Here is a 17,089-nt window from a genome sequence, read left to right as displayed (position 1 = left end):
CTCACGCCGGCTCAGCGCGGCCAGGTGGTTTGCCAGATCATCCGGCTGCGCATCATCCGCGGGGTGTCGCGCGCGTTCGGTGCGATCGAGTGGAGGATCCAGGGATGGGTGAGGTAGACGTCACCGGCCTGGCCGGTGAGCTCGACCACCCGGACCGGAAGTCCGTCCAGGTCCGCCTCGGTCATCAACTCGGCGGCGCTGGTTCTGTCCTCGCGAGTCAGGTGAAGAAACCACGAGTGGGACGCCAGGACCTGATCGCGAACCGTGCTGAAGTCCCGCTCGCGAGTGGTGTTGAGGTACCGGGCAATCACCCGATGGGACCCGGCAACCTGCGGCGTACCCCCACCACCGGGTTCGAGATCGCCCAGAAGCGCCCAGACCTTGACGCCCACCAGCTCGTCCTGCGGAAGCTCGAAACCGACATCCGTGTGCCACTGCCGATGCGGTACCGACCACGGCTCGCCGGTCGGCAGGGTGACCAAAACCTGTCCTTGATGCGACGGCTCGGTCCAACCTGCTGGACCTAGCAACTGGTCGAGCGCTGCCCGGAGCGGTGGGCCGAGAATCGCATCCGCCGCCGGATCCTTCTTCGTGGCCGTCAGTTTGTTCGGCCGTGCCGGCGTCCAGGTACTGCGATCGTCTCGCCGCATCCCGTACCGCTCGGCCAACTCGTTCCAGAGCACGTCCCGCATCCGGCCCCGTCCTCAACCGCGAACGCCCCCGGGATCCGCACGACCCCGTCCCGCCTGAACTCCTCCAACTGAACGTTGCTGAGCATCAGCCCATGCTGTGCTGTTCGGCCTGAGCCCGCCACTCATATTCCCGGCCACTGGCCAACCTCAGGCGTTGAGCGCGGATGCGATCAAGCTTGGCCGTGGTCGCAAAGCGGGATGCCACGACGGTGACGTCGAGCCCCCGACCCCGACCGGACCAGGCGAGGGCTTGGCCGAGGTTGCCCGCGCTGGCGCACACCACGGCTCGCGAGGCATTGCCGGCGAGTACGTTCGCGACCAGCTCGGTGCCGCGCCCTTGAAGCTGCGGACCGGGTTCGCCGTTTCGAGCTTGATGCTCACCGCGCATCCGAGGTCGGGCTCCAGCGCCTCGCAGCGGTACAGCGGAGTGTCGAGAAAGGCCGGGTCGATGACCCGGCGAGCCGCCCGGATCCGAGCAGTGTCGAGGCGGGTCTGCTGCACGACACAGCACTGTACTGCCACCGGCTCGAACAGTTCGGCGACGACTGGGCACCTCAGGTGTCGGTGCGTAGGCGGCCGTGAAGGTGCCAGTCGTGCCAGCCGTCGGCGTGCTTGATCGCCTGCCGCAGCGTTCCCTCGAGTCTGTATCCGGTGCGCTCAGCGACCCGGCAGGACGCGGTGTTGGCGGTCGAGTGGTGGATGTCCAGCCGGTTGAACCCGATCTGCCCGAAAGCCCAGGCGGACAAGGCTTCCACTGATCTCGCCGCGATGGCCCGGCCCCGGGCCGCCGGGGTCACCCAGTAGGACAAGGCGGCTGACCCCTCGGCCAGAGAGATGTTGCGCAGTCCGACCTGGCCGAGCGGCTGGTCGTCCGCATCGACGGCCGCCCAGCTCGCCGCTGTCTCGGTGTCCCAGCGGTCGGCCCACTGCCCGGCCCATTCACCCGCCTCCTCGAGAGTGTCGAGTCTCCGGACGTGCCAGCGCTGGATGTCGGGACAGGCGAACGCAGTCCGCACCGTGGCGGCGTCGCTCCCCCGCCACGGCCGCAGTACCAGTCCGTCGTTGGTCGCCAGACGCGGCTGTGCGGCGTCCCGCAGTGTCCCCAGGGGCAAGGCCGGATCGACGAGCAGAGGCATGCCGTGATGCTAGTGCGGGTGGTGCGCTCTTGGTTCAGCGGTCGAGGAGTTCGGCCGGGGCGACCTGGCGCCAGGAGTCGGAGAGGATGTCGTGGAGTTCGCCGGCGTCCTCGAGTGCGGCGAGGCGGGCCCGGACCCAGTTCGACCCCGCCTCGTGCGGCGGAACCCAGAACTTCTGGGGTTCCGCCGCGATCAGCTCGTCCCGCTCCAGCCGGGGGCACCGCACCGCGAACGACGTCTGGTCGTCCGGGATGGTGATGAACATCCGGCCGGCCACATCGAAGGTCGGGTGACCCCAGCGCTCCTTCTCCACCGTCTCGGGGAAGGACAGCGCGATCCGTCGTACGTCGTCAGCACCCAGCACCCTGACACCTTAAGGCGCCGTGGTGCCGCGGCATCGGCGCGAGCTGGTCAGCCCTTGCGTCCCGGGAGGAGAAGGGCGACGACCGCACCCGCGGCGACGATGGCGGCGCCGGTCCAGACTGCGGGAACGAGGCCGTCGACGTAGCTGACCGGGGACTCGTAGGAGCCGGCTGACGCAAAGACCGACGCGAGTACGGCGACGCCCATCGCGACACCGACCTCGCGGATGGTGTTGTTCGTCCCGGACGCCACCCCGCGGTCGGCGTCGGACGCGCTCGCCATCACGACACTCGCCGCCGGGGCGAAGGTCAGGCCCATCCCGACACCGGCGAGGACGAACGGCACGACCATTTCGCCGTACTGCGTCGAGGCCGTCGTGATCAGGGCCAGCCAGCCGAGCGCTGCCGCGAGCAACACCTGCCCGGACGCGATCAGCACGCGCGGCCCGACCCGGTCGACGATCATCCCGGCGATCGGAGCGACGACCATCGGCGCCATCGTCCACGGGAGCGTCCGGACGCCGGACTCGAACGGGCTGTAGCCCTGCACCACCTGGAAGAACTGGGCCAGCAGGAACACCGCGCCGAATACTCCGACGGAGAACGTGAACGAGGTGAAGTTCACGACGCTGAACGCCCGTACCGAGAACAGCCGCAGTGGCAGCATCGGCGCCGTCGTACGACGCTCCCACGCCACGAACGCGGCCAGCAGCACCACACCGGCGATCAGCGACCTGAGCACGCCGCCCGACGTCCAGCCGTCGTCGGCACCGTGCACGACACCCCAGACGATGGACAGTACGCCGGCCGTCGCCAATACCAACCCAGCCAGGTCCAGACGCTTCACCGGACCCCGGGACTCGGTCAGCACCCGAGCGGCCAGCAGTACGGCGACCACACCGATCGGCACGTTCAGCCAGAAGATCCACTGCCAGTTCAGCCCGTCGACCACTGCTCCACCGACGACCGGCCCGACTGCCACACCCAGGCCGGAGATGCCACCCCAAGCACCGATCGCGGCACTGCGCATCTTCTCGGGTACGGCGCCGGCCAGCAGCGTCAGCGACAACGGCATGACAGCAGCCGCGCCGACACCCTGGATCGCCCGCGCGCCGATCAGCATCCACGGCTCGGTCGCCAGCGCACAGGCGGCCGAGGCCAGCGTGAACAGCGCGATCCCGGCCAGGAAGATCCGCCGGCGGCCGAGCCGGTCGCCGATCGCGGCCGCGGTCAGCAGCAGCGCCGCGAAGGCCAGCGTGTACGCGTTCACGAACCACTGCAGGTCGGACAGCGACGCGCCGAGCTCGGCCTTGATCACCGGCAATGCGTTCGTCACGACCAGGTTGTCCAGCGTGACCATGAAGGTGGGAATCCCCACCGCGGTCAGTACGGCGCCCAGACCGAACCTGCGAGTCGGTGACGCAGGGGGTTCGAGCCTCTCGTCGAGAGCGGTCGAGGTCATCGCAAAGCTCCTAACATCTCTGCCCGCAGGCAAGTTGTAATTCACTGATAACAAGCTTGATGACCAAAGTATGCATCGACTGATAACATGTCAAGGAGTTTCGAGAGGAGAAACATGACGACGAGGGTTCGGTTGACCGCGGCGGAGCGTGGTGAGGAAGTGCTGCAGGCGGCGGTGCAGGCGTTCGGCGCCTCCGGGTACGCGGGGACCAAGACGGACGAGATCGCCCGCCTGGCCGGCGTCTCCCAGCCGTACGTGATCCGCCTGTTCGGCACCAAGCAGCAACTGTTCCTGGCCGCGGTCCAGACGGTCTGCGACCGGATCGAGGAGACCTTCCGCTCCGCCGCCGAGCGGGAGCCGACCCTGGCCAGCCTCGGACACAGCTACGAGGAACTGATGGCCGAGCGCGAACTCCTGCTCGTCCTCCTGCACGGCTTCTCAGCCAGCCGCGAACCCGCCATCGGGGACGTGGTCCGCGAACGCTTCGGCGGGATCTACACCCTGGTCCGCGACCTCACCGGCGCGACCCCGACGGAGACCCGCGAGTTCCTCGGCACCGGCATGCTGCTGACGGTCATGTCCGCGATGCAGGTCCTCGGCCCCGCGGCCATCTCGGTCCCCTGGGCCGCGGAACTGGACGCAACCCTGCACTCGACGGAGGACTAGTCCCGGCCGACCTTCTGGCCGGCGGCGAACCAGATCGTCGCGGTGGCGAGGACCAGCGCGGCGACGGTGACGAGCAGCGAACCCGCGACGTCGGCCCCCTGGATCAGCGCGGCCGCGATCGCGACGACCGGACCGATCAGCAAGGCGATTGCCCCAGGCACCAACCAGCGGCGCAGCGCCTGCCGGTGCACCAGTGCGTACGACGGGAGTTGTGCGGTGAACGCGGTCGCCAGATGCACCACCAGCAAGGCGATCCCGGTCAGCACCAGGCTCCAGCTCACCTCACCCGGAGCCCGGCTGAACCACCCGAGGGCGACCACGACGATGAAGATCAGCCCGGCCAGCGAGTCCGGCAGCACAACCGTTGCCACCAGCATCGGAATCGCGATCAGCGGGATCAGATCCAGCTGATCCCACGGCTGCAGCGCCGACACCAGCAAGGCCACTCCGCCCGCAACCGCGATGGTCAGCCGCGCCAGCACCGCGGCCCGTCCCGAGGCCCGCATCTCAGCGAGCCACAAGCTGATCCTCTCGGCCGGAGTCATGAGCGAATCCTCGGTGCGGCGGCCAATCTCGATGCATCCCGCAGTACCTCGTCAAGCGTGCCGGCGCCGCGCCAGGGAACCGTGGGGACGCCCAGGTCGCTGAGGCGGTCGAGTTCACGACGGCGTTCGAGCATCCGCAGTCGCCAGGCGAGCGGCCAGGCGCGGACGTCGTGCTCGTCGAGATCGATCACGGAAGCGACGTCCGGGGGCAGCGTGTCCACGGCGATGACCGTGCATCCGGAGTGCACGAGCGTCACGACGTACCCGAGAATCCCCTGTCTCAGCAATGGACTGAGCACCACGACCAGGCTGTCGGACTTGATCCGGTTGCGGCGGACGAGTTGGTGCTCGTCCTGCTGCCGGCCGCGGCGATCCGCGTGGACCAACGCGTCGAGGATCCGGCGCAGGTGCCCGCGACCGCTGCCGGAACGTACGCCGCGCACGAGGTTCCCGGTGTCGATCAGGCGGACGCGGTCGCCGTGGCGGAGGTAGTGCTCGGCGATCGACGCGGCCGCCCGGACGCCGGTGTCCAGACTGCTCGACCGCCCGTCGATCCCTTCGCTCACGCCGATCTCACCACCGGTGTCGAGCAGGATCACCACCTCGGTGTCGCGGTCCGACCACGTCGACGTGACGTGCAGTTCGCGGGTGCGCGCCGACACCGACCAGTTGATCCGCCGCAGCCGGTCACCGGTCCGGAACGGCCGTACGCCGGCCAACTCGGTCCCCTCACCAGGTCGCCGGGACCGGTGCAACCCGACCAGCCCGGCCGGACGCGGTACGGAGTCGACCGCCTCGAAGCCCTCGCGCAACGGCAGCGTGCTCACCGTGAGCAGCTCCGCCGACGTCACCGGGATCCGATACGCACCGAGCATCGAGGTCGCGACGACGGTCGGCCGCTCCAGCGCGCGAATCCCCCACCGCTTCGACCGCAGCCCGACCTCGAGCGTCACCGCGCCGTCGGTCACCGGCTCGGCGATCGCGGCCTGCGGCGGGTCGTACTGGAACCACTGGGCCCGCGGCAGCGCCGCCGCGATCAGGTCGATATCGGGATCGACCGTCCCGGTCACCCGCAACCGATAGGTCGTCGCCTGCCCCTCGAACAGCGCATCCGAATCCAGTTCGGTGTGCACCTCAGGCTTGTCCCGCGGCCGGAAGTACCGTCCCCACACCGCGACGAACGCCAACGGCAGCCCGAGTACGGCGGCATCCGGCCGCCGGGCCAGCACCGCGATGAGCAGCAACAGCCCGGCCGCACAGACCGCCCGGATCTGGGCGTGCGTCGGCCGCCAGTTCACCGGGATGCGCCTACGACGGTGGGTGGGGTCGGGACCGAGCCGAGGACCGCGCGAACGACGGTCGCGCCGGTCACCTCGTGCAGCCAGAGCTCGGGGCGGACGGTGATCCGGTGTGCCAATGCCGGTACGGCGACCGCCTTCACATCCTCCGGTACGACGTAGTCGCGGCCCTGGATCACGGCGTACGCACGTGCCGTCAGCAACAACGCGAGCGAGCCACGGGGCGACGCACCGACCAGGACCTGCGAGTCGCGACGGGTGGCGGCGGCGAGCTCGACGCAGTACTGGCCGACGGTGTTGTCGACGGTGACGGTCTCGACCGCGCGTTGGGCGGCGAGCAGTCCGGAGGCGTCGGTGACGGCCGCGACGGTCTGGTCCTCCTGGCGGCGGCTCATCCGGCGGCGCAGTACCTCCCACTCCTCGTCGGCGCTCGGGTAGCCGAAGCCGATCCGCAGCATGAAGCGGTCGAGCTGGGCCTCGGGGAGCGGGTAGGTGCCTTCGTACTCGACCGGGTTCGCGGTCGCGAGCACGTGGAACGGGGTGGGCAGCGGGAAGGTCTGGCCTTCGACGGTGACCTGGTGCTCCTGCATCGACTCCAGCAGCGCGGCCTGGGTCTTCGGCGGGGTCCGGTTGATCTCGTCGGCCAGCAGCAGACCGGTGAAGATCGGGCCCGGCCGGAAGACGAACTCGGAATCCTTCTGGTCGTACACGAAGGCGCCGGTCACATCCGACGGCAACAGGTCCGGGGTGAACTGCACCCGCCGGAACTCCAGCCCCAGCGCCTGCGCGAACGACCGCGCCGCCAGCGTCTTCGCCAGCCCCGGATAGTCCTCCAGCAGCACATGCCCGCCGGCCAGGATCCCGGCCAGCACCAGCTCCAGCGCCCCGGTCTTCCCGACCACCGCCTCACTGACCCGATCCAGCACCTCGCGGGAGAGCGCCGACACCTCCGCGACCCCCGGCTCCCGCCCGGCGTCCTCGGTGTGCAGTTGTGGATCAGTCACAGTTCCTCACAGCTTCTCGATGGTCTGGACGGCGTACTCGATCTCTTCGAAGGACGCGGTGCGCTTCTCGTCCCCGGTGATCAGGCTCCACAACTGCTCACCGGTGATCTCGCGCGCCCGCTCCGGCTCGCGGACCGGGTCGACGCCGTGGCGGCGCACCAGCCGGTCGGTGGTCAACTCCAGCAGCAGCGGCCGGATCCGGCGGATGAACGTCTGCGATCCCTCACCCGCACGGCGCTCACGGCCGGCCTCATGCAACCAGGTGGCGATGAACTGGGTCCGATTGTCGTTGTTGCGGCTCCGCAGCGCGGCCAGTTTCTCGTCGCGCCGCGCCGGCCAGCTCGTCTCGAGCACCTGCGGCACGATCAGCCGCATCGCCAGCGACCCGAGCCCGATCGCCAGCGCCGCCGCGACGAACCACAACGGCCGCGGCGACATCCCGGCCGCCCCGAACGCCGCCACCAGCAGGAGGCTCCCCAGCACGGCGATCCCGACGTGCTGGACGAGCACCTTGTTCAACCGCATCGACCGGGCCGACGGCTTGCTCTCACCCCGCCGCTCCGACTCCTCCAACGGCGTCCACTGGTACGACGACGTCATGAGCTCACCCCGGCTTGGGCCGCGGCCAGATCATCGCGGAGGCGGAGCAGCGCGGATCGCGCCTCGGTGCGAGCCTGCTCGGTGGAGCCGTGGGTGGAGTAGCGGGCCTCGCGGTACAGCTCGCCGAGGCGGACGAGCTCGGGCTCGGAGATACCGCCGACGCCGAGGACGCGGACGGTGAACTCGGTCGGGGTCTCCGACGGATCGCGGGCCACGCCCGCCGATGCGGCCGCCTCCTCGAGCGCGACCCAGCACGCGATCACCGCGTCGGTCGCCGTACCGGAGTCGATCCTGGACAGACCGGTGTCGACCGCCTCGGCGAGCCGGTCGGCCTTTATCCGCTCCCAGTCGGTGTCCTCGGTCTCGGCCTGCGGCAGCTCGACGTTGCGGAGGATCCGGTAGATCAACCACCCGAGGAGGACCGCGACGGCCCCGATCGCCAGCCAGAGCAGCGCCTGCCGGAGCGCATCCAGCCACTCCGGGATCGGCCGGGACTTGATTTGCGACCCAGGCGGTGGCGGCAACGGTGTCGGCTCCAGCACGCCGGGAAACCGTGTCGAGGTCGGCTCCGGCCGCGGCGTGGCCGTCAGCGTGCTCTCGCTGACCGGCCGGACCGGACCACCGGCCGACGCGAGCACCACGAAACCGGCTGCCGCGACCCCCAGCATCAGCACGACAGCCAGCATCAGCGCGCCCCGACGCTTCCGCTGCATTCCGGAAGGCTAACCGATCAGAAGCCGGTATCGAGCCACGGCAGCCGACTGGCGGAAAACGCTTCCGCCGCGGCCGCGAGCGCCCCGGGCGTATGTTCCTGCACCAGCCCCGCCGCTCCGAGCCGGACCAGCGACGGCTTGCCGAGGTAAACGGCACCCAGTTCCCGTACGTCGATGGTCAGGTCAGCCGGCCGCGATGTCGCCGTACAGGTCGCCCCGGCCGGCCCTCCGGCGAGGTGCCAACTGCCCTCGTTCCACGGCAGGAAGCCGTCGGTCACCGCGAGCACCACGTCGATCTCCCGCGCGTACGTCCGGGCGGCGAGCGCACGGCCGACGTCGACCGGACGGACCCAGAGCCCGTCCCGGGTGATCGGCTCCGGGGCCCGCGGATCGAGCAGCAGGTCCAGCAGCGGGTCGTCCGACGGGAGCTTGCCGTAGTGCGTCTCGCTCAGCAGGTCCGGCTCCAGCAGGAACCGCCAGAGCGCGATATGGGACGCGAGGTCCGCCGCATGGACCCGGCTGACGTCGATGAACCCCTTGTCCGTTCGTTTGCTCCGGTAGTACGCGAACCCGGTCACCTCACCGGCCCGCTCGGCCACGACGCAGCGCCGCGGCGAGCCGCTGGCCGGATCGCTCGTCACGTTGTCGCCGACGACGTACTCATGCCACCGCTCGTCGTGGTGGAACATCCCCGGCCGGTCGGCCGCCAGCCGGTTGCGCAGCGCCGCACACGTTGCGAGGGCCTCGCGGACGGCGACAGTCCTGAGCCGTACGTCGTCCAGGCCGGCCACCGGCCGCAAACCGCGGGACCCCTTCCTGACGACGATCTCCTGGTGGTCCGAGGCCAGGCCGTACCCGAACCGGCCGTAGATGGCCGGCTCGCTCGCGGTCAGTGCGGCGATCGGCTCGGTGCCGGTCTCGTGGATCTCGGTCAGCTGGGCGCGCATCAGGTCGCGCAGGATGCCGCGGCGCCGGTGCGTCGGCCGGACCGCGACCAGGGTCACGCCGGCCACCGCGATCTGGGCACCCGGCACCGTCATCCGCAGCGAGAACGCGCCGGTATGCCCGACCAACTGTTTCTCGTCGATCGCGACCGTGCTCCGCTCCGGCTCCCACACCCGCCGCTCGGACTCCAGCTGAGCCTCGGTCCACGGCGCAGCGAACGCCAGGTCGACAAGCTCGACCAGCTCGTCCCAATCACCCTCGAACTGCCCGATCTCGATCGCCATACCCCTTGCCTACCAGACGATCGGGACAAACCACGCACGGATTTCCCGCGGCACCGGCCGGCGTTGCCCGGGCCGGCCGGTGCCCGGGCAGGATCAGAGCGTGATCGACCAGTTGGCGAGGGTTCCGGTGTCGGCGTAGCCGTTGTCGCCGATGCGTAGCGTCCAGGTGCCGGCCGCGGTCTCGTCGGCGGGTACGTCGTACGTCTTGGTGGCCGGCATCGGGTGACACGTCGTACCGCCGTACCGCTGCAGGTAGTACCAGCGGCCGCTCGGTGAGACGAGGCTGATGTTGAGGTCCTCGAGGCAGGTGTGGTTGCCCTCGACCGTCCCCTTGACCGGGCTCGCCGTTCGGCCGCTCGCGGTCGACCGGACCGGACTGACCGCGACCTGGAAGTCCCGGATCGGATAGTCGGTTCCATTCGCGAACGTGCGACCAGCACTACCCGGCTGAGTCCGCACGGTCACCGGCGTACTGGCAGCAGACTTGTTGCCTGCGGCATCTTTCACGACCACGGTGAAGGTGTACGGCGTGTCGGCCGTCAGCCCGGTGACGGTGGCCGCCGTACCGGCGACACTCGCAACCACCCTCGATCCGTCGAGTACGTCGTACCCGGTGACGGTGGACCCGAACGTAGGAGGTCGTACGACGGCGTGGAATCGCCGGAAGCCCTTTCACAGTTAAGTGTCCGGGGCTTAACAGTTCACTCGTCCCAGCCCCACCGGAAGCCGTAGCGGCCGGGCCCGAAGTTCAGTACGACGCCATGCACCTCGGACGTGACGTCCACCGGCCGGACGATCTCGTCGGCATCGTCGAGTTGCGAGAACCCGCTGCACACCGCGGGCAGCCGGGTCGGGTCGAAGCAGATCTCCAGCACGAACTCGCGCACCGGCAGGCGGAACTTGCGCTCGTAGTTCGTCGCCGGTGGGTACGGCGCGACGTTGACCAGCTCGTGTTCGGTGATCACCGTCTCGCCCTTGCGGAGCGGGCGGTCGAAGAGCAGTTCGGCGACGAGCAGGCCGTCGGCGGGACGTCGTACCGTCCGGCCGAGGTGACAGTGCCGGAGCGGCCAGATCGCGGGCAGCGGGCGGTCGTGCTCGTCGAGGTGCATGATCACCACCCAGCGGTCCGGGCCGTCCGCCTCGGCACGCAAGACCTGACGGGAGTGGTACGAGCGTTCGCCGCCGTCCGGACCGATGTAGACCCGGTCGTGCTGACTGATCCGGGTCAACCGCTCGTCCCACCGGAGGTCGACTCCACTGACCGCGTCCTCGACCGCGTCGGGCCGTGGCCAGTACGCCGCCACGTCGGGCCGGTCCGGCACGGTGCTCAGCCAGCGGCCACGCCGACGCGGCGGACCCAGGGAAGCCGACAAGCTCCCGGCCGGAACCTCGAGCACCGACTCGAGCAGTTCGACGGCAGCCAGCGAGTCGCGCCGCTCCGGCCGCGACCGTCCGGACTGCCAGTAGCTCAACGTCGCCAGACTGACGGACACGCCTTGAGCCAGCAGCCGCTCGCGGATCCGCTCGAGCCCCAGTCCCCGCGCCCGAATGGCCTCGCGCAACACGTCGGCGAACTCCCGCTCACCCATCCCACCACCTCCGGCCGATCCCCCACTCCGGACCATAAGCAGGTCACCGGTTCCCGGCCAGACCTCGGCGCCTTGACTGTTAACAGGCAACGCGAGCCGATTCCGCGCGAGGTCGGGAAATTTCCCGGTCTGACGGGAAAGTCGGCCCATCCCGACTCTGGACTGATGAAAACCGTTTTCATATACTCCTCCCATGGCAGTGCTCATGCCACGCCTCCGGCGCGGCGGGTCATGGGGCTGTAACTCCCAGCCTTCCCTCGTCGCTCCAGTCGCTTCGCTCCCTCCGCTCCTCAGTCCAGGCCGGGAGGCCCCATGACCGCCCAATCGAAAACCTCGTTGTCCCTGCTGGTCGGCCTGTCGACGACACTGCGCGAACCCGTGCTGCACGCGATGGTGGACGCCACCACCGTGGCCGTCGTGGTGGACCAGGACGAGCTGCCCGGGCGGGGCGTGCTGTCCTGGCGGGTGCTCGACGCATCCGGTCCGATCGACTCCGGTGAGTTCTCCGTGAATGACGACTGCGGTGCGTGTCAGCTGATCGAGTCGCTGCTGCCCCTGCTCGAGACTCTGGTCGCGCGGCAGCACTGGGACCACGTCGTACTGGCTGCGCCGCCGGCGATGGAGGCGCGCCCGCTGGCGAGCACGCTGGTGGCGACGATGCCCGAGATCGCGGTCGACACGGTCACTTGCGTGGTCGACGCCGTACTGCTGGTCGAGCAACTCTCGGGCGACGAACTCCTGGACGAGCGCGGACTGGCTCTCGGGCCGCCCGACCGCCGTAACGTCGCCGAGCTGACCGCGCGGCAGATCGAGTACGCCGACGTGTGCGTACTCGCCAACGCTCACCGCAGCGCCGCGCCTGAGCGACTGCACAACCTGCTGGCGCATCTGAACCCACGGACGACGGTTGTCGCGGCCGATCCGGCCGGCACACCGACCGGTCCGGTCGCGCGGACCGGGTTGTTCGACTTCCAGGCGGCCGAGGCGTGGGCCGGTGAGCTCGCCGCCTCGGACCGGGTGCAGCCGAGTGGTGACGGTGTGACCACGGTGCTCTGGCGGTCCACCCGGCCACTGCACCCGGCCCGGCTGAACGACGCACTCGAGGACATCGTGGACGGCGTCGTACGGAGTCGTGGGGTGGTCTGGCTGGCCAACCGGCCGACACAGCGGGTGCGGTGGGAGTCCGCTGGGTACAGCGCGTCGCTTGGGATGCTCGGCGAGTGGTCCGACACCGAGCACCTCGCCGAGTGCACGGTGGTCGCCACCGGGATGGGCCTGGATCCGGCCCGGCTGCAGTCGATCCTGGACGCCTGTCTTCTGACCGAGTCCGAGCTCGCCAGCCTCAACTGGCAGGACCTGGACGATCCGTTCGCCGGCGTGCTTTAGGGCGTGCTCAGCCGAGCAACGGGAGGCGGCGGGCGTGCGGGCCGAGCATGTCCAGGTCGTCCTCGTCGAGCGGCAGCCGGCCGGTCGCCTTCAGGATGTACGTCGTCGTGTCCCAGCCGATCACGTCCCACGCGTCCGGACCGAACAGCCCGTCCAGCGTCCGGGCCGTCACCTGCATCCCCTCGGGATCAGGCTCCGGCGCGTCCGGCAGGTCGACGATCAGGTCGAGGTGATGGACGGTTGCCTCCAGCACCAACGTCGCGACGAAGTCGGTCGCTCGCAGCACGTGACCCTGCGTCTCGACCCGCCGGCCCTTGTCCACCAGCCCGAGGGTGGCCGCGCGGACGGCGGCCTCGGACAGCTCACGCCAGTGCTGCACCAGGCCGGCCGGCTTCCGGTACGCCGACGCGACGGTCCGGACGAACTGATCGTCGCCCTCCGTCCCCGGCGGGGAGTCCAGCCAGTAGGTGACGAAGTCCCGGTCCGGTACGGCGGTGGCCGGACTCGCGAACGCCATCAGCGCGCGCTCGGCGTCGTACAGGAGATGGACCAGGAGCGGGCCGACCGGCATCCCCTCGCAGCGGGTCGGGCGATCGAAGTCGGCGTCGCTCAGGCCCTGCACGGTCTCGGTCACGCGCCCGTACGTCCGGCCCAGTGTCGCGGCCAGTCGCAGCGGCAGTGCTCCTCGCTCGGGCGCCCTCATGCCAGGCCTCCTCGGTGTGCGGTCCTCTTTGAACCTAACCCGAGAAGGCTCCGGTGTGTTCCTCCGCCGCGACGGCCGTTGCCCGCGACTACGAGCGGGCGGCGTCGAGATGGGATGCGGCGACGGCCTCCAGGTGGGTGAGGTCGGAGGCGACGGTCGCGAACGTGTAGCCCTGGCTGAGCCGCCGCTGCGCCGTCTGGCCGTCGGGCGTGTGGATCCCGGCTGCGATGCCGGCGTCCTGCGCCGTACGGGCGATCAACGCGACCGCTTCCTCGAACGGCTCGGCGACGTCCGGATCACCAGGGAACCGCGCCCCGACCGACAGGGCGAGATCCGACGGGCCGACGTACACCCCGTCCAGGCCGGGCGTCGCACAGATCTCCGCCACATTCTTCAACCCGAGCGGTGTCTCGATCATCGCCAGTACGACGGTCGCCGCGTCGGCGTCGCCCGGGACCGGACCGACCCGCAGCGCCGACCGCATCGGGCCGTACGACCGCACACCGGCCGGCGGGTACTTCGCCGCCTGCACCGCGCGCGTGACGTCGTCGGAGCTGTCCACCAGCGGCACGATCACTCCGGCTGCCCCGGCGTCCAGCGCCCGGCCGATCGGCGTCGGGTGGTTCGCCTCGACCCGCACCAGGCCGACCGACCCGCTCCCGAGCGCGGCGCCCGCGTCCACAGCCAGCAACCCGGTCAGCAGCCCCTGATACCCGATCAGCCCGTGCTGCCCATCGAGTACGACGTAGTCGTATCCGACGCGCGCGATCCGCTCGGTCGCAACCGGCGCATCCAGCACCACCCAATAGCCGACCAGCTTCTGCCGATCCCGAAGACGCTCAGCGAAGTCCTTCGAACTCACGTGTTCTCCTCCGACGGTTACCCCCACCGTATCGGGACCGGCGCTGTGCGAGGATCGCCGTCCATGGAGCTGCCGTTCACCGTCCTGTCCGACCCGGGTGACGAGCCAGTTGCGATCAATTGGCAGGCGGTGGAGTCCTGGCTAGGCCTCGGTCTCCCCCGCGACTACAAGACCCTCGCGGGCGCCCACGGTCCGCTGGACATCGGCGACTTCATCTGGCTGCACGTTCCCTGTGTGCAGGAAGGCCGGTTCGACTACGGCGACTGGCTGAAGGAGACACATCGGCTCTGCCGGAGCTGGTCCCGTTCGGTGCCGCCGTACACGCCGCCGCCGTTTCATCCCGAGCCCGGCGGACTGCTCGCCTGGGGCACCACCCGCCAGGCGGGCTACCTGTTCTGGGACACGTCGGCGTCGCCGGATCCCGACCAATGGCCGGTTGTGGCCTACGACAGCGACGCCTCGAACGCCGGACAGGGTCCCTGGCAGAACCTCGGGCTGCCACTGCTCGAGATGCTCGACGCGACCATCCGGACCAGCGCGTTGCCACCGACCGCGCGACGCACGGCCTTCCTACCAGACGCCGGACCCTGGACGCCTCCACCTCCACTCGAACCGGTCGCCCCCTCGCGACGGGCTGCTCTCACCGAAGGCGGGGGCCTCGACGCGTTGCGGCGACTCGTGCCGCCACCGTCGACGCCGTACCTCGGCGGCACCGACTGGGAAGGGCTCTTCGACCGTCTGGGCACGCGACTCCCCGCGGAGTACGTCAGCCTGCTGGAGACCTACGGGTCCGGCAGTTGGCGGTCCTGGCTGAACTTCGTCACTCCGTTGCGCGACCCCGGTGCCGCACGGTCGAAGGGCTACCGCGGTCTGGCCGACTATGTCGAACAGATGCTCGACATCTATCGCGGGCTCCGCGCCGAGTACCCGGAGTACCAGCCGCTGGCGGTCTGGCCCGAGCCGGGCGGCTTCCTGCCGTTCGCCGACTCGATCGACGGCGACGTGTTCGGCTGGCTGACGCTCGGCGAACCCGACGACTGGCCGGTCATCATCTATCCCCGGCACGAGGACCAAGGACCACCACTGCCCGACGGTCTGGTCGACACACTGCTGGCCTGGCTTCGCGGCCGGCCGGTGTCCACCGTGTTCGAGCGACTCGACGAAGCCGACGATCCGGTCGAGTTCGCGACCTTCGAACCGTGGCACGCCGAGTCGTCCCTGTGACTCAGACCGGCGGGACTCCATGGCGCCGGGTGCTGAAGTGGCGGTCCTTGGACTGGGCCGCGGCCAGGCGGGCGATCAGGTCGGTGCGGAGGTCCTCCGGTTCGACGATCGCGTCGATGACCAGGTCGGCGGCCAGCCGGAGGATGTCGATATCGGTCTCGTACTCCTCGCGCAGGCGGGACACGTACTCGACCCGTTCGGTCTCGTCGGCGATCTCCTGGATCTTGTTGTAGTACACGGCGTTGATCGCCGCCTCCGGACCCATCACCGCGATCTTCGCGGTCGGCAGGGCGACACACGCATCGGGGGCGAAGCCTGGTCCACACATCGCATAGAGCCCGGCGCCGTACGCCTTGCGCACGATCACCGACACCGTCGGCACGGTCGCCTCCGACACCGCGGTGATCATCTTCGCGCCGTGCCGGATGATCCCGGCCCGCTCGACCTCGCTGCCGATCATGAACCCCGGTACGTCGCACAAGTACACCAGCGGCACGTTGAACGCGTCGCACAGCCAGATGAACCGCGCCGCCTTGTCGGCCGAGTCGACGAACAGCACACCACCCTTGACGGCCGGCTGGTTCGCCACGATCCCGACCACCTGACCGGCCAGCAGCCCGAACCCGGTGACGAGCTCCGGCGCGTACGACGGCTTGAGCTCGAAGAACGTGTCCGCGTCGACCACGGCGTCGATCACGTCGTGGATGTCGAACCCGACACTCTCCTCGGCCGGCACCAGGTCGCGGGTGAAATCGCGGGCCGGCGGCGCAGCGTCGTACGACGGCGGCCTGGACTGCCACGAACCGGGCAAGTAGGAGAAGTAGTGCCTGGCCAGCTCGATCGCCTCGGCGTCGTCGGCCGCGAGCAGGTCACCGCAGCCGGACACGCTGGTGTGCATCCGGGCGCCGCCCATCTCCTCCAGCGTCACCTTCTCGCCGACCACCATCTCGGCCATCCGCGGCGAACCCAGGTACATCGAGGCGTTGCCGTCGACCATGATCACCAGGTCGCAGAACGCCGGGATGTACGCGCCACCGGCGGCGGACGGGCCGAACAGGCAGCAGATCTGCGGCACCTTGCCGGACAGCGCGACCTGGTTGTGGAAGATCCGCCCGGCTCCGCGACGGCCGGGGAACAACTGCACCTGGTCGGTGATCCGCGCGCCGGCCGAGTCGATCAGCCAGAACACCGGCAGCTCGTCGCGGAGCGCCACCTCGGTGATCCGGACGATCTTCTCCACCGTGCGGGCACCCCACGACCCGGCCTTCACGGTCGGGTCGTTGGCGACGATCAGCGCCGGCCGGCCGTCGACCAGCGCGCGGCCGGTGACCACACCGTCGGCGGGCAGGCCGGCGTTCAGCGCGTTCGCCAGCTGCGCGTCCTCGACGAAACTGCCCTCGTCGACCAGTAGCGCGATCCGGTCGCGCACGTACAACTTGTTCTGCGAGGCCAGCTTGGCCGCCGCCTTCTCCGGCGGCGCCAGTGTCGCCTCGCGAGCGACCTTGACCTCGGTCCAGTGATCGTGGGTCATGGGGCCTCCCGGCCTGGACTGAGGAGCGGAGGGAGCGCAGCGACTGGAGTGACGAGGGAAGGCCGGGAGCCAGGGCCCCATGACCCG

The 17,089-nt window shown here is 69.8% G+C and carries 19 protein-coding genes and 1 pseudogene; 3 read left to right on the top strand and 17 right to left on the bottom strand.

From position 1 onward, the window contains the following. Positions 1–11 precede the first annotated feature (11 nt). The 5 genes from ACGFIF_RS13605 to ACGFIF_RS13585 all read right to left on the bottom strand — a co-directional run bounded on the left by ACGFIF_RS13605 (position 12) and on the right by ACGFIF_RS13585 (position 3,652). Positions 12–692 carry a phytanoyl-CoA dioxygenase family protein gene (locus ACGFIF_RS13605; RefSeq protein ID WP_393154560.1) on the bottom strand — a complete coding sequence of 227 codons (681 nt, stop codon included), beginning with the start codon at positions 690–692 and terminating at the stop codon, positions 12–14. Positions 693–777: 85 nt separating this feature from the next. Next, positions 778–1,080, bottom strand: a complete 303-nt coding sequence (locus tag ACGFIF_RS13600; RefSeq protein ID WP_393154559.1) for a pyridoxal-phosphate dependent enzyme — start codon at positions 1,078–1,080, stop codon at positions 778–780. A gap of 166 nt (positions 1,081–1,246) precedes the next feature. Next, positions 1,247–1,828, bottom strand: coding sequence for a GNAT family N-acetyltransferase (locus ACGFIF_RS13595; RefSeq protein WP_393154558.1), 582 nt, complete (start codon positions 1,826–1,828; stop codon positions 1,247–1,249). A gap of 34 nt (positions 1,829–1,862) precedes the next feature. Then, positions 1,863–2,192 carry an MmcQ/YjbR family DNA-binding protein gene (locus tag ACGFIF_RS13590; protein ID WP_393154557.1) on the bottom strand — a complete coding sequence of 110 codons (330 nt, stop codon included), beginning with the start codon at positions 2,190–2,192 and terminating at the stop codon, positions 1,863–1,865. A gap of 47 nt (positions 2,193–2,239) precedes the next feature. Beyond that, positions 2,240–3,652, bottom strand: a complete 1,413-nt coding sequence (locus tag ACGFIF_RS13585) for a DHA2 family efflux MFS transporter permease subunit (RefSeq protein WP_393154556.1) — start codon at positions 3,650–3,652, stop codon at positions 2,240–2,242. A gap of 114 nt (positions 3,653–3,766) precedes the next feature. Here ACGFIF_RS13585 and ACGFIF_RS13580 point away from each other — a divergent pair, with 114 nt between their 5' ends. Then, a complete protein-coding gene (locus tag ACGFIF_RS13580; RefSeq protein ID WP_393154555.1) occupies positions 3,767–4,318 on the top strand; it encodes a TetR/AcrR family transcriptional regulator in 552 nt (183 codons plus the stop codon). Here the strand turns inward: ACGFIF_RS13580 and ACGFIF_RS13575 are convergent. The 9 genes and pseudogenes from ACGFIF_RS13575 to ACGFIF_RS13535 all read right to left on the bottom strand — a co-directional run bounded on the left by ACGFIF_RS13575 (position 4,315) and on the right by ACGFIF_RS13535 (position 11,296). Further along, complete coding sequence (locus ACGFIF_RS13575) at positions 4,315–4,863, bottom strand: hypothetical protein (RefSeq protein ID WP_393154554.1); 549 nt, start codon at positions 4,861–4,863, stop codon at positions 4,315–4,317. The genes ACGFIF_RS13580 and ACGFIF_RS13575 overlap by 4 nt on opposite strands. Continuing rightward, positions 4,860–6,161, bottom strand: a complete 1,302-nt coding sequence (locus ACGFIF_RS13570; RefSeq protein WP_393154553.1) for a DUF58 domain-containing protein — start codon at positions 6,159–6,161, stop codon at positions 4,860–4,862. Before ACGFIF_RS13570 ends, ACGFIF_RS13575 begins: the two co-directional genes overlap by 4 nt. Then, complete coding sequence (locus tag ACGFIF_RS13565) at positions 6,158–7,165, bottom strand: AAA family ATPase (RefSeq protein WP_393154552.1); 1,008 nt, start codon at positions 7,163–7,165, stop codon at positions 6,158–6,160. Before ACGFIF_RS13565 ends, ACGFIF_RS13570 begins: the two co-directional genes overlap by 4 nt. 6 nt (positions 7,166–7,171) lie before the next feature. Further along, entirely contained in the window at positions 7,172–7,765 is a 594-nt protein-coding gene (locus ACGFIF_RS13560) for a hypothetical protein (RefSeq protein WP_393154551.1), read from the bottom strand. After that, complete coding sequence (locus ACGFIF_RS13555; protein ID WP_393154550.1) at positions 7,762–8,478, bottom strand: DUF4129 domain-containing protein; 717 nt, start codon at positions 8,476–8,478, stop codon at positions 7,762–7,764. The genes ACGFIF_RS13560 and ACGFIF_RS13555 overlap by 4 nt, the downstream gene beginning before the upstream one ends. A gap of 17 nt (positions 8,479–8,495) precedes the next feature. Beyond that, positions 8,496–9,707 (bottom strand): GNAT family N-acetyltransferase, encoded by a 1,212-nt coding sequence (locus ACGFIF_RS13550; RefSeq protein WP_393154549.1) that lies wholly within the window; start codon positions 9,705–9,707, stop codon positions 8,496–8,498. Positions 9,708–9,800: 93 nt separating this feature from the next. Further along, positions 9,801–10,166 carry a proprotein convertase P-domain-containing protein gene (locus ACGFIF_RS13545; protein WP_393155468.1) on the bottom strand — a complete coding sequence of 122 codons (366 nt, stop codon included), beginning with the start codon at positions 10,164–10,166 and terminating at the stop codon, positions 9,801–9,803. Between the two features lie 9 nt (positions 10,167–10,175). Continuing rightward, positions 10,176–10,334 (bottom strand): annotated as a pseudogene (locus tag ACGFIF_RS13540) (hypothetical protein); the annotation flags it as partial. 74 nt (positions 10,335–10,408) lie between these two features. Beyond that, a complete protein-coding gene (locus ACGFIF_RS13535) occupies positions 10,409–11,296 on the bottom strand; it encodes a multiprotein-bridging factor 1 family protein (protein ID WP_393154548.1) in 888 nt (295 codons plus the stop codon). Between the two features lie 312 nt (positions 11,297–11,608). Between ACGFIF_RS13535 and ACGFIF_RS13530 the strand changes: the two genes are divergently transcribed. After that, positions 11,609–12,682 carry a CobW family GTP-binding protein gene (locus tag ACGFIF_RS13530; RefSeq protein WP_393154547.1) on the top strand — a complete coding sequence of 358 codons (1,074 nt, stop codon included), beginning with the start codon at positions 11,609–11,611 and terminating at the stop codon, positions 12,680–12,682. Positions 12,683–12,689: 7 nt separating this feature from the next. On the opposite strand, the gene ACGFIF_RS13525 is transcribed toward ACGFIF_RS13530, so the two are convergent. Both ACGFIF_RS13525 and ACGFIF_RS13520 read right to left on the bottom strand, forming a co-directional pair. Then, positions 12,690–13,385 carry a maleylpyruvate isomerase N-terminal domain-containing protein gene (locus ACGFIF_RS13525; protein WP_393154546.1) on the bottom strand — a complete coding sequence of 232 codons (696 nt, stop codon included), beginning with the start codon at positions 13,383–13,385 and terminating at the stop codon, positions 12,690–12,692. Positions 13,386–13,473: 88 nt separating this feature from the next. Further along, on the bottom strand, positions 13,474–14,247 hold the full coding sequence (locus ACGFIF_RS13520; RefSeq protein ID WP_393154545.1) for an HpcH/HpaI aldolase/citrate lyase family protein: 774 nt from the start codon (positions 14,245–14,247) through the stop codon (positions 13,474–13,476). A gap of 63 nt (positions 14,248–14,310) precedes the next feature. On the opposite strand from ACGFIF_RS13520, the gene ACGFIF_RS13515 reads away from it, so the two are divergent. Next, positions 14,311–15,471 (top strand): SMI1/KNR4 family protein, encoded by a 1,161-nt coding sequence (locus ACGFIF_RS13515; RefSeq protein ID WP_393154544.1) that lies wholly within the window; start codon positions 14,311–14,313, stop codon positions 15,469–15,471. A gap of 1 nt (position 15,472) precedes the next feature. Here the strand turns inward: ACGFIF_RS13515 and ACGFIF_RS13510 are convergent, their stop codons facing one another. Continuing rightward, entirely contained in the window at positions 15,473–17,002 is a 1,530-nt protein-coding gene (locus tag ACGFIF_RS13510; RefSeq protein WP_393154543.1) for an acyl-CoA carboxylase subunit beta, read from the bottom strand. Between the last annotated feature and the right edge of the window lie 87 nt (positions 17,003–17,089).

Source organism: Kribbella sp. NPDC049174 (genome assembly GCF_043197365.1).
Classification (GTDB): domain Bacteria; phylum Actinomycetota; class Actinomycetes; order Propionibacteriales; family Kribbellaceae; genus Kribbella.
Note: the sequence above shows the minus strand (reverse complement) of the source record. Positions and strands in the feature narration are given on the sequence as shown.